This window comes from Candidatus Binataceae bacterium, from assembly GCA_035294265.1.
GTDB lineage: Bacteria > Desulfobacterota > Binatia > Binatales > Binataceae > DATGLK01.
Map to the genome: position 1 here is coordinate 39,182 of DATGLK010000057.1, position 11,767 is coordinate 50,948.

Annotated in this window: 13 protein-coding genes; 6 read left to right on the top strand and 7 right to left on the bottom strand. The window is 61.6% G+C overall.

Annotation, left to right across the window (positions count from 1 at the left end; translation table 11 throughout):
• The first annotated feature begins 6 nt into the window (after nucleotides 1-6).
• The 3 genes from VKV28_10005 to VKV28_10015 all read left to right on the top strand — a co-directional run bounded on the left by VKV28_10005 (nucleotide 7) and on the right by VKV28_10015 (nucleotide 4,172).
• The gene (locus tag VKV28_10005; protein HLH77126.1) at nucleotides 7-861 is read left to right on the top strand and encodes an alpha/beta hydrolase; all 855 of its coding nucleotides are present in this window, start codon (nucleotides 7-9) and stop codon (nucleotides 859-861) included.
• Nucleotides 862-994: 133 nt separating this feature from the next.
• Nucleotides 995-2,473 carry an amidohydrolase family protein gene (locus VKV28_10010; protein ID HLH77127.1) on the top strand — a complete coding sequence of 493 codons (1,479 nt, stop codon included), beginning with the start codon at nucleotides 995-997 and terminating at the stop codon, nucleotides 2,471-2,473.
• Nucleotides 2,474-2,489: 16 nt separating this feature from the next.
• Entirely contained in the window at nucleotides 2,490-4,172 is a 1,683-nt protein-coding gene (locus VKV28_10015) for an amidohydrolase family protein (protein HLH77128.1), read from the top strand.
• Between the two features lie 145 nt (nucleotides 4,173-4,317).
• Here the strand turns inward: VKV28_10015 and VKV28_10020 are convergent, their stop codons facing one another.
• Nucleotides 4,318-4,803 carry a DUF2844 domain-containing protein gene (locus VKV28_10020; protein ID HLH77129.1) on the bottom strand — a complete coding sequence of 162 codons (486 nt, stop codon included), beginning with the start codon at nucleotides 4,801-4,803 and terminating at the stop codon, nucleotides 4,318-4,320.
• Nucleotides 4,804-4,815: 12 nt separating this feature from the next.
• Nucleotides 4,816-5,598 (bottom strand): DUF3443 family protein, encoded by a 783-nt coding sequence (locus VKV28_10025; protein HLH77130.1) that lies wholly within the window; start codon nucleotides 5,596-5,598, stop codon nucleotides 4,816-4,818.
• Between VKV28_10025 and VKV28_10030 the strand changes: the two genes are divergently transcribed.
• Nucleotides 5,570-5,899, top strand: coding sequence for a hypothetical protein (locus tag VKV28_10030; GenBank protein ID HLH77131.1), 330 nt, complete (start codon nucleotides 5,570-5,572; stop codon nucleotides 5,897-5,899). The two genes, VKV28_10025 and VKV28_10030, sit on opposite strands and share 29 nt — an antisense overlap.
• A 29-nt stretch (nucleotides 5,900-5,928) precedes the next feature.
• Here the strand turns inward: VKV28_10030 and VKV28_10035 are convergent, their stop codons facing one another.
• Both VKV28_10035 and VKV28_10040 read right to left on the bottom strand, forming a co-directional pair.
• On the bottom strand, nucleotides 5,929-6,471 hold the full coding sequence (locus VKV28_10035) for a 3-hydroxyanthranilate 3,4-dioxygenase (protein HLH77132.1): 543 nt from the start codon (nucleotides 6,469-6,471) through the stop codon (nucleotides 5,929-5,931).
• 57 nt (nucleotides 6,472-6,528) lie between these two features.
• Entirely contained in the window at nucleotides 6,529-8,154 is a 1,626-nt protein-coding gene (locus VKV28_10040) for a hypothetical protein (GenBank protein ID HLH77133.1), read from the bottom strand.
• An 842-nt stretch (nucleotides 8,155-8,996) separates the two neighbouring features.
• On the opposite strand from VKV28_10040, the gene VKV28_10045 reads away from it, so the two are divergent.
• Nucleotides 8,997-9,695: a class I SAM-dependent methyltransferase gene (locus tag VKV28_10045; GenBank protein ID HLH77134.1), complete on the top strand. Its 699-nt coding sequence runs from the start codon at nucleotides 8,997-8,999 to the stop codon at nucleotides 9,693-9,695.
• Nucleotides 9,696-9,707: 12 nt separating this feature from the next.
• Here the strand turns inward: VKV28_10045 and VKV28_10050 are convergent, their stop codons facing one another.
• The 3 genes from VKV28_10050 to VKV28_10060 all read right to left on the bottom strand — a co-directional run bounded on the left by VKV28_10050 (nucleotide 9,708) and on the right by VKV28_10060 (nucleotide 11,313).
• The gene (locus VKV28_10050; GenBank protein HLH77135.1) at nucleotides 9,708-10,553 is read right to left on the bottom strand and encodes an FkbM family methyltransferase; all 846 of its coding nucleotides are present in this window, start codon (nucleotides 10,551-10,553) and stop codon (nucleotides 9,708-9,710) included.
• 101 nt (nucleotides 10,554-10,654) lie between these two features.
• Nucleotides 10,655-11,077 (bottom strand): type II toxin-antitoxin system VapC family toxin, encoded by a 423-nt coding sequence (locus VKV28_10055; protein ID HLH77136.1) that lies wholly within the window; start codon nucleotides 11,075-11,077, stop codon nucleotides 10,655-10,657.
• Nucleotides 11,068-11,313, bottom strand: coding sequence for a type II toxin-antitoxin system Phd/YefM family antitoxin (locus tag VKV28_10060; protein ID HLH77137.1), 246 nt, complete (start codon nucleotides 11,311-11,313; stop codon nucleotides 11,068-11,070). Before VKV28_10060 ends, VKV28_10055 begins: the two co-directional genes overlap by 10 nt.
• A gap of 167 nt (nucleotides 11,314-11,480) precedes the next feature.
• Between VKV28_10060 and VKV28_10065 the strand changes: the two genes are divergently transcribed.
• The coding region (locus tag VKV28_10065) for a hypothetical protein (protein ID HLH77138.1) at nucleotides 11,481-11,767 on the top strand (287 nt) is incomplete at its 3' end.

Sequence of the window (11,767 nt, forward strand, 5' to 3'; positions counted from 1 at the left end):
CGGTTCATGAGCGAGCAACACTTGGGCGTCGGCTATGCCTGCCAATTCCTCAAGAAATCGATTCGACTGGGCGAGGTGCGGCTGGAGTACCTCAGCGGCGGCAAAGGGCCACCCCTGCTCTATCTACACGGATTGGCGGCGTGGAACGGATGGGACACCGATCATATCGCGCTGGGCCTGACCAATACCGTCTATGCGCCCATATTGCCGGGATGGAAGTCGGGTGAGTTTCCCCCCGGGGTGCGGCGCATCACCGACTATGCGACCATTTTGCGCCAATTGGTCAGCGAGCTGGGGGCCGAGCGCATCGACCTCGTCGGTCATAGCGTGGGCGGCTTAATCGCCGCCTATCTGGCCAGCGAGGAACCGGGGCTGGTCAATCGCTTGGTCCTGGTCGATGCACTCGGCCTGGACGTGGCGGAAGCGCCCACCGCGCGGCTGGAAACGCTCGATGAGGAGGCGCTGTTTCACACCGCCTTTTCCACCTCGGGCGCAATGGTGGTGGCGGGCGATTTTGGCGGCGTGCCGATCAATCTGCGCAGCGGTATGACTTTTCGCCAACTCCAGCGCGGAATCAAAAGCCTGATGGCGCTGACCGGCGGCCGTCCCGCGGACCCCGAGCTTGTGCCGCGCCTGGCCAAGATCGCGGCCCCCACGCTGGTGGTGTGGGGCGAACAGGACGGCGTGGTGCCGTTGCGCCACGGCGAAATCATGGCCCAAAGGATTCCGCACGCGCGCTTGGCGATTATCGAAGGCGCCGGCCATATTCCGCAAAAGGAAAGAGGCCAGGCCTTCGTCCGCCTGCTGCGCAACTTTCTGCTGGATAGCCGCGAGGAGGTCGCTGGCGTGCGTTTTGCCTAACGCAGCGCGCTTCGCCTGGCAAGCGTAAGCGTAAGCTGGACGGGCCGCGGCTTGCGCGGCAGGTATCGATAGCGCGATAAGGGAGCAACGGCGCAAAGGGCCTCGACATTGCGCCGTTCACGGGGGTGCCATCATGGCAAACCACGCTTCACGCTCGGCACAGATTCACGCCACCCTGCCCCATCCGGTGATCGACTCCGACGGCCACATCAAGGAGGGCTTTTCCAGTTTCTTCGCCTACCTTGACGCTCTGGCCGGCGCGCGAATGGTGGATCGTTATAAGGCCCTGATGGGCGAAACCCGTTTGGCGCCCGCCGGCAGCGCGCAGCAAGCCCGCGAGCGCCGCCTGACCCGCAATACCTGGTACACCCTACCCACTCAGGACATGCGCGACACGGCCGCTTGCGCCCTGCCCCGCCTGCTCTACGAACGGATGGAGGAGATCGGGCTGGACGTCTCGGTGATCTACCCGACCATTGGCTTGGCGATGAATTCGATCGGCGACGACGAGTTACGCATCGCGTCGTGCCGCGCGATCAACCACTTGCGCCACGACATGTGCGAAGGCTTGACCGACCGGCTGCTGCCCGCCGCGGTGATTCCGATGAACACGCCGGCAGAGGCAATTGCCGAGATGGAATACGCCTGCGGCGAACTGGGAATGCGGGCAGTCATGATGGCTAGCTACGTCAAGCGGCCGGTCGAGGCGATCGAGCGCCGCTATCCCGGGGCCGGCGAGTATGCCTACTGGCTGGACACTTTCGGCATAGACAGTGCCTACGACTACGACCCGGTGTGGGCCAAATGCGTCGATCTCAAGATCTCTCCAACCTTCCACTCGATTGGCTGGGGATGGGGTAGCCGCAACTCGATCTCGAGTTACGTCTACAACCACCTGGGCGGTTTCGCGGCGTCCGGCGAAGCGGTCTGCAAGGCCCTGTTTTTTGGCGGCGTTCCGGTCCGCTTTCCTACGCTCACCTTCGGCTTTTGCGAAGGCGGCGTGGCCTGGGCTCGCAATCTATTCTGCGATCTAGTGGCCCATTGGGAGAAGCGGCGCGGCGAAATGCTGGAGCACAATTACGGGCTCAACAATATCGATCGTCAGGCCCTAAGCGCCCTGTTCGAGCGCTACGCGCGCAAAGGGGTGGACGCCAACATGGACGAACTCATCAGCGGCTATCTCCATCGCCCCAGCGGTGAGTACCCTTTCATCTTCGACGAATTCGAGCGCTGCGGCGTGCGCACGCTGGAGGATTTCCGCGCCCGCTTCATCGCTCCGTTCTACTTCGGATGCGAAGGGGACGACCCGATGAACGCGCTGGCCTTCAACGGCCGCGGCACGCCGCTTAACGCGCGGCTGAACGCGCTGTACGGCTCCGATATTTCGCATTGGGATGTGCCCCATCACGCCGAAGTACTGGAAGAAGCCTACGAGATGGTCGAACAGGGGCTGGCCAGCGAAGCGGACCTGCGCGATTTCGTATTTATCAATCCGATCAATTTCTGGACCGCCACCAACCCCGACTTCTTCAAGGGCACGGTGGTGGAACAGCAGGTCGCGCAAGTGCTGGCGGCGCGCCGCACCGACAATCCGCATCAATCCCTACGCTGACAGGGGGTTAAAGCTCATGGCTTACGATCTGGTAATCGACAACGCCGCGATCTGCGATGGCACCGGGGCCCCACTCTTCTCGGGCTCGGTGGCAATCGAGCAGGGAAAAATTGCAGCCGTCGGCGAGGTCGGTGCCGGCCATCGCCGAATCAATGCCCACGGGATGGTGCTCGCGCCCGGCTTTATCGATATTCATACCCATTACGACGCCCAGATCGGCTGGGACCCGATGCTTACCTCTTCGTGCTGGCACGGCGTCACCAGCGTGCTGATGGGCAACTGCGGCGTCGGTGTCGCGCCCTGTCGCCCCGAAGAGCGCGGCACGATGGTGTGGGATCTGGTCAACGTCGAGGCAATGCCCTACGACGTGTTGCTCGACGGGCTGAGTTGGGAATGGGGCAGCTTTCCCCAATATATCCAGGCCTGCACGCGCCGCGGCGTGGGACTTAACGTTGCCTTCATGGTGCCGCTGTCGGCGCTGCGCTTTTACGTGATGGGTGAAGCAGCCAGTCAGCGCGCGGCCTCGGACGAAGAAACGGCGGCGATGGCCGCCTTGCTGCGCGAGGCGATGCAGGCGGGCGCGTACGGCTTCTCGCTCACGATGTTCGAACTGCACAATGGCTACCAGGGGCGCCCCGTCGCCAGCCGCCTGGCCGGAATGGAAGAGTTGGGCGCGCTGGCGCGCACGATGGCCGAATTTCCTCGCGGCGTGATCGAGGTCAGCGCCCCGCGCAGCCGTCAAAATTCGGCCCTGCCCTCCGAGGAGGGCTTCGCGATGCTGGTGATGTTGGCGCAGAAGAGCCGCAAGCCAGTAACGTGGCTGTCGGTGCTCGACGTGCCCGGACTCAAGCCCGGCCTGCAGGAAGCGATGCTGGCGCGCTTCGAACCCTACCGTCTTCAGGGACTGGATATTCGCCCGCAGACCATGACGCGCCCACTGCAAACCTACCTCTCGCTGCGCGAACCATTCTCCTTCGGCCGTTATGCGTGCTGGCGCAAGGCGCTCAATCGCAGCGCCGCCGACCAGATCGTGCTTTATCGCTCACCCGAGTTCCGCGCCGAGTTCCGCGCCGAAGACCGCGCCCGCCCGGGAGGAACAAACTGGGAGACGACCGTTGTCGTCAGCGTGAGCGAGCGCAATCAGCGCTTTTTCGGCAAATCGATCGCGCAAATCGGCCGTGAAGAAGGCCGCGACCCGATCGATTGCTTCCTCGATCTGGCGATCGACGAGGAGCTCGAGACGGGCTTTCTGCGTTCGGTGGCCAACATCGATCCAAACCGCGTGCGCGAACTGCTGTCGTTCCCCAACGTCCTGCTGGGGCTCTCCGACGCCGGCGCCCACGTCAACCAGATCTGCCAGGCCGGCGAGGCGTCCTATCTGCTGAGCGAATGGGTGCGCAAGCAAAAGCTATTCAGCCTGGAGGAAGGGGTGCGCCGGCTGACCAGCGAGCCGGCCGATTTCCTGCGCCTGAACGACAAGGGGCGGATTGCGGCGGGCAACGACGCCGACCTGGTGTTGTTCGATCCTGACCGCATCGGGCCAAAGCCGATCGAGCGGGTCTACGATCTGCCGGGCGGCAAACCGCGCCTGATCGAGCGCGCCGAGGGAATAGCCATGACGGTCGTCGGCGGCCAGGTTCTACTGGAAAACGGCGACCCCCAAGGAGTTCTTCCCGGCCGTTTGCTCTCGCCGGCGTGACACGCCGGCGGCTCGGCAAGCTTGGCTTCATAGCGGGCGGGCCCTAGCAAGGGCTCGCCTACGACCGGCATGACTGCTACTCGCCTAGTAACTCAGGAAAAGCGTAAGCCACGCCAGAGCCAGTCGATACATTCGCTGGCCCCCTCTATCGAATCAGAGTCGAGATGTCGACCCCGGATGGCACCAGTGGCGGCGCCCACGCGTAACCGCGAAAGTCTCCGGGGTGACCGCTCATGTCCACCACCACGCTGCCAGTGTCGATATGAACCACGTGCAGGCTGTGCATCCGAGACTTGGCCAGCGCGTCGGTGTAGGCCCCAAAGTAGGAGCTGAACAGCGCGTTGAGGCTCGGCCGATGGGGACCGCTCCAAGCGATCGCGAAGACTTGGCCACTGCCGGTGGCAACATACTGATCTACGGTGGCACCCGAAGTGGGGTCAGTTTGCTCGACCATGGTATAGGCCGGCCGAGCCTCGCGGACAGTCAGCCCCGTGGCGCCGGGCGAAATGGTATCGCCCAGGCCGGCACGCGCCACGCTGGCCCCACATCCGAGCAAAGCCGCAAACGCAGCACTCGCGACTATCGATGAGATCCGATCCGCCTTGAATATCACGGTTACTTTCCTTCGCATAAAATCGCCCCTCTAAAACGCAAAGTAGGGGCCGGGGCCGAGCACGGTGGTCGAGCCATCGAGCGCGATATACACCGAACGGCCGAAGAAGTAGGGACCACTCCAGGCAAACGTGTTAGCACCACCGGGATCGCCGATCGCGTCCAAAGCATAGGGCTGAGGTGACTGGCTGGCCAAAAAGGCGTCGGCATTGCCCAGCGGAAAGTTGATCGAGCTGCTGCCCGTGGTCTTGCCGGTAATCACCGCCGACAATGTGGTGGTCTGAGCTGGGCAATAATAACCGGTTTGGGCCGCGCATTGGGGCAGTCCGGTGGCGGCATAGGTGGAGAAGGAGAGATAGTCGGTACCCGTATCCAGGTAGCTGTTGGTAAACGTAGTGCCGTTGTAAACCGTCTTCAGGTCGCCGCCCGGTCCGGTATCGCACACCGCCAACCCCGGCGGTGGTTGATTGTTGCTTTCAGTGCCGATGCCCAGCGTCAGGGTGCCGTAGGCCGCCACTGCGGCGTCGGCGGTCACCGGCGACTGGGTCGCCAAGGCGGGCAGGTTCACGACCGATCCGTTGCTGTCGCTGGATAGTTGGAAAATCGGCGAGGGCACATGTTGGCCCGGCCCCGGCGTGATCGAGGCGCAGGTGCCGCTGCTCTGGCAGGAGTAGTAGAGCCCGCCGTCGAACAGCGAGACATCGATTCCGATCAGCCCGTTGGCGCCAAAGCTGGTGGGAGTATTGGTCAGGTTGGCGCAGCTGGAAGGCGCCGGGACGAAGCTTTTGGTATCGTCCATCACCTGGATTGGCATCGTCACCTCCAATCCGATTCCCTCGGCCGCCGCTACCCCCGTCGCGGGCCAGAGCTACGTGCCGGCCAACACCCAGATGACGGTCATCGTGGGCAACGCGGGAGGAACCTCGCAGCTGTCCTACACGATGCAAGTTCCCAACCCAGGCCCGGGCAACGTCTCGCCCGTGGGCCCAACACCGTCGTACGCGCAATGGATCGTGCCCGGCGCCACTTTCATCAACACTGGCCGCGATCCGATCGCGGTCTATAACTACATGTACGATGCGCAATGCGGCGCGGTCGGCTTCGAACCCAATTAGATTGAAGCACTGGTCGCGCGGCGGGTCGCTCACGCGGCTTTCGTTTCAGCCCGCTCGTGGCCCGGATGCACGGTGCCACAGCGGGCGCAGGTGCGCCGAGCGAGGTTCTGATAGAAGCCTTCGAACAGCGGCGGCAGATCAGCGACGATGTTCTGAAGCTGAACCTCGACGCGGTGGAGCAGCGCGTGGCAGGAAGGGCAGTACCATTCGAACCCGTCGAGTAAACCCGCGGGGCGACGCCGCTCGATTACCAGTCCGGCGCTGCCCGGCACGGGACGCCGCGGCGAATGGCGCACGTGGGGTGGCAGCAGAAAGATTTCACCAGCTCGAATCGGCAAGTCGCGCGGGCTGCCGTCTTCGATAATCCGCAGCACCATGTCACCCTGCAGTTGATAGAAGAATTCCTCTAGCGGATCGTCGTGATAGTCCGTGCGTTGATTGGGACCTCCGACGATCGTGACCACAAAGTCGGTCTCGGCGAACAACTGAGCGTTTCCCACCGGCGGCCGCAGCAAGTCGCGATGCTCTTCAATCCAGCGATTTAAATTAAACGGCGGAGTGCATGCACCCATCACATCACCTCGGCTCCCGCCCGCACGCCTCAACAACGCCTGTCGCGCGCCTATAAATCACGAGCGTGCCGCAGCGGCGCCTCTGGACTTGGCTTCTCCTGCCGGGGGCAGAGCTTGCTTGCGAGCGTACACGACAACATAAGTGCCACGGAATACCGGCTGGAAGTCCGCGTCGACCAGCGCGCCGACTTCCGGCACATCACGCAGTGGGCCCAATCCGGCGGGAAAAACAAGCACGTCGGCTCTGCCTACCTGATCCAACGTGCGCGAGATTTCGCCAGGTACGCTGAGCCCAGCGATCAGATGCAGCGCCACAGGCGGCATGAACAGAGCCGGATAGAGCAGCGGCGTGCAGCCATCGGGCTCCAGGACCGCCGCGGGCTTCCCCCGCACAAAAGCCAGCGCTTTTAGCCATTCGTCCCGCTGCGGCGCGGTTGCCCATAGCCCGGCGGTTGCCGCCCCGCGACGTGAATCGAACCAGCCCGAAAGCGAGAGCGAGGACTGTGAAACCGCGTCTAGATCTCGATTTACAGCCGCCCGCCGGCCGCCATTGTGGGTCGCACGTATAGGCTCCAGATGGATAATCAGTACACGCGCGAATTTCGCACCAGGCATCAATAACGCACAGGCCAAAATCGCGCATCTCCAGACCCGCCCAAGCCGGATGGCCGAAGCCAAACCGATAATCGGCAGGTAGCTATAATAGATCCACGAAAACTGATTACCCCATAGCACGACTATGAAAATCAGCTGGAGCAAGGCGCAGGTCAGGAGAATTTCGCGATTGGAAGCGATTCGTAATAGACACACGAACAGCGCCGCGCCGAAAAGAAGTATAGTTGCGAATATATAAAAGCCCGCGATGCTTTCGAAATAGTAGGCCAAGGAAAACCAATGCGGCCACCAAAAGCTCTCACCACTGCCAAAAAAGCCAAAACCCTGTACCGCGTAGGCCCGAGCGCCGGTAAATGGCAGAATTGTGGCCCGCAAGGATCCTAAGCCGAAATAGATCGCCAATATCAGCGAAGCCACCACCGCTACGGCCACGGACGGGCCGATCCATTCAATAATCCCATGCCAGGTCAGCTTATTGCGCTGATAGAGCACCAGCACCACCAAGCCGAGCAAAAACGCTCCATAAAACAGCCCCAGCGCGGGTTTGGCCAACACCGCCAAAGTCGCCCAAATCAAAGCCTGCGGGCGGTTCCCCGCAGCCTGGGCGGCTAGGGCGTGAACGATGAATGCCGCCTCCAAGGCATGGGAGAAACTCAGATACTGAGTGAACACCAGGATGGGCATGGTAAGCGCGAACAGGAGCACTCCCAGCAAACCTGCGCGTAGCGCAATCGCGACGCGGACCAATCCCCATACAATGAACAGACTGATCAGCCAGTTCGCGACTTCATATGACCAGGGCGTTAAACCGGCGAGACCGAACCAGAAATGGCCTGCGAGAAGCCCCAGCAGTCCATAGTAGTAAGAGAAGTCGATTCCTGCTCGATAGCCGTGGCGATAAAGATATTCGGCGGTCAGGTTTCTTCCCGTGTCGAAAGGCGCGAAACCAAAAAAGTTGAGCGAGGTCGGCAGCCGCATCAGCGCCAGCACCGCCGTCTCGGCCAGGAACACAGCGAAGATTAACCTGCGGTCCTGGCCCAGGTGCTCGATTTTCCAGAGTTTGGACAAGGCAATTCCCAAGTCGTCACCTGCCGGCCAAGGCGCGCCGGTTGCAGGGGTTATTTGAGCACCTGGAGCTCGAAGGAGATAAACCAGGCGGGAAAGATCCACGTCCAGCTAGCCCCGTAGGCCTCCAACCGGCGGTTGGCGAGTCGCCGGACCACCTTGTTGAATAAAGTTGGCGGGAACACGATCTGCCGTTTAGACAACTTGAAGCGAGCGGGCGAATACAAGTCAATTTCGTGACCTGAAGTGAAATAATCGAATGTCGACCAGTCGAGAACGTGTCGGTGCGTCGGATCGGTAAAAGCGTTCGCGCAGGAAAAATGTTACTGCAATGTGTACCATGGCGCCGTCGCGGCAAACGTGGTGTCAACATGGTCGCTACATGCTCAATCACGTCGATCGCGGATACCTCGACAAAGCGATCGTCCTCGCACGACCAGGGGCGCACGTCAAGCTTATGAACAATATGCGGATCCGGCTCGACCGTGCCAACCCGGCCCCACGTTGATCGCATCGGGTAGGTGCTTGCGGCTGCAGCCAGATTCAGGCGGTTAACCGGCGCGCTACAGCGGGAATTTCGCGTTAGAGAAGGCGGCATCATAGTCGGTTGCGGCCACGATAAGATATCATAGCTACCGGCCGCTCAAAGTTGGGTCGCTCGGCGCAGCGGGGAATCTTGCGATCCCCATCTCTGTGTATAAATGCACCGGCAGGCGGACCGAGGGCGACTGTTGTTATCGCCTGTGCTGGGATCTAGCTTGGTCAGCCCTCTGACAGTGGAGGGTTTGGAGGATCATGGGGAAATGGGGCAAAATTCAGCCCCATCTTAGAGAGTTAATTCGGCTATGCCAGCCACTAGGCGTAACTGGCGCGAGCATTACGAGCGCCAGGGTCAAGAGCCCACGATTTGCTGTTCCGAGCCGGTGATCGTCGATGCGGTATTGAAAATGGCCCACGACCGCGCGGCGCGTCTCGGACGCATCCTGGATGTCGGATGCGGGGCGAATCTAACCTACGACGTAGCGCTGGCCGATAGTGGCAAATCGGTGTTCGCCATGGACTTCGCGGCGACCTTTCTAGCCCATGCGCCCCGTCATCCGCGTATCGCTCTGACCCAGGGAGACGCCACCGCGCTGCCTTACCGCGACGGCTGCTTCGATACCGTGATCTGTTCCGAAACCTTGGAGCACCTCTTGGAGCCCGAGGCTGCCGTGCGCGAAATCGCCCGCGTGCTCCGCCCGGGCGGCATGCTCCTGGTCACGGTACCGAACCTATTGAACGCTTCGCGCCTGGTCGAAATGATCCGAACCAGGGACTTCAGCATTCGACTGATGGAAGGACACCTGCGCGAATATTCGCCGAAGAGTCTGCGCTTGCTACTAACGGGCCACTTCGAGGTCGTGCGCTCTTATCCGGTGGGTTTTGGCTGGCGGGGAAAGTTCGGCGGGCTAATTGAGGCGCTTATCCGATGCGGATTGCTGCGACGGCTGTCAAAATCGGTCGCTGTGTGTGCGATCCGACGCCCGGCAAACATGCCCTGCTGAAAGGCTTCGGGTTTAACGCCACCTGAGATGAACCAGGCCGTGCTCGCCCAGTGCATCGCTCTGTCCGCCCAGTGGGACCGCGTCCAAGCTCATTAGTTCGAGGAACTCCTCGGCCTGAGCGCGCGTGGTTTTGGCCGATGCCCACACGGATGGATGCATCTCGACTACCAGTCCCAGGCGGCCGCGAGTGCGATTTAAAGTTTCAACCGCTCCGCCCAACGCAGCGAACTCGAAGCCCTCGATATCAATCAAAATCCAGTCTGGTTCAAGCGCATTGTGCCGGCAATAGTCATCGATCGTAATCTGTGGAACCTTGATTGGCTCAGTGGCTTTCAGACGCTGGTTGGGCTCGCCAAGACGGCTCATGCCATCCACGCCAATCCGGTAGAGCGTGACCACGCCCGAAGTCGCGCCGATCGCGATCGGTTCGAAATCAACTCGATCTTCAAATCCGTTAAGGCGAACGTGTGCGGACAGGACCTCGACGGCGGCCGGATTGGGCTCGAAGGCGACTACCTTGCCCGATGGTCCCGTCCAATGGGCGAACTGCAGAACGTACACTCCCACATTGGCGCCGACATCAAAGCAAACGGCTCCCGGCTTTACCCTTTGGCGCAGAAAATCCGCGACGGGAGCGTCGTACTCGTGGGCGAGACGGCGGCGCTGGCGCGGATCGATACGAAAGCCGACTGAGTTGATTTCCCAGGCAATCCCCCGCCCGCCGCTGACCAAACTAAGCGCGCTTTCGTAAGCGGGGCGCAGGACTCGAATCGGCCAGCTGTCCCGGCCGATTGCACCGGCCAATGCGCGTCCCAAACGCTGGGCACTCGCGCTCAGCCCTGAATCGGAAAAGCCCATAAACGTTAGCCTTCGGTATAGTCGAGGCGCGCTCCCGGGGGCAAGCTGGATCGCGACGGCCGCGCGGTTCGCGGTCTCGGGCAGGCCGATTGCGGTCTGCTTTACGCGGAAGGGACGGCTGCGAAGGGGTTGATGCACCGCACGCCGCTTCGTTCGATGTCTTTGAGGTTTCGAGTCGCGACAACGAGCCCGTGGGTTTGAGCGGTGGCGGCCAGCAAAGCATCAACCACCGGAAGACTGTCGCGAGCGTTCAACCGCCCCCAGTTCTGCGCCACTTCCTCGTCCACCGGCAGTATGCGATCAGCAAACGAGTGCAGCAATTCTTCAAGCCATTGCTCCAGTCTGTCAGCCCGGCGAGCGCTGCGTAGCCTCAGGCGCTCGATGCCCTGACGTATCTCGCCCACAACCAGCACGCTCAAAAACAATTCCTCATCGCCAACCTGCTGGTACCAGGCGGCAACCCGGGGGTTGCATCGCTGGCCTTTCCCAACCTCCGAAATGACGTTGGTGTCGATCAGATACATTCGATCTCGACGGCCCGTCCCGTGTCGCGCGACCGAACGATCTCCACGCCCGCAAGCGGCGCCGCCGCGAGCAAAGCTTTGAGACTTTTCCCGCCGCGCAAACGGCGGTATTCCTCGGCCGGCACGATGACCGCCACGGCTTTGCCCCGCCGAGTAATCGTTTGCGGTCCTTCCTTGAGCGCCCGATCGACCAGTTCGCTGAACCGCGCCTTTGCTTGCTGTACCTGCCAGTTCATGAGCATAAGTCTAGTCAGACTAGTTATCTTGACGCAAGAATCTTAATGCGTCACGCAAGCGCCAATGCATAGACACAGGCTGTGCGCGATCCTTGGCAAAGCGGGCCGGCTGCGCGACAATGGCGGCGACATTTTCCCGGCACTTCAGCCAAGAGAGGGACGGCGTCATGGGTAATCAGATCCGACTCGAGATCGAGCAGCGTACGCCATTTGCCGGCGGCGCCTCCTTTGGCGACACCGGCCCCTACGAGCGGTTGCTGGGCAAGGTCTATTTCGCGATCGATCCCGCCGAACCAAATTTGCCCTATATCTGCGATCTCGACCTAGCGCCGCGAAATCGCGCGGGATTGGTGGAATTCTCCGCCACTTTGGATATCGTCAAGCCGGTCGATTTGGCGCGCGGCCGGCGCCGGCTTTACTACGAATTTTCCAATCGCGGGGGCCGCTCCATGAT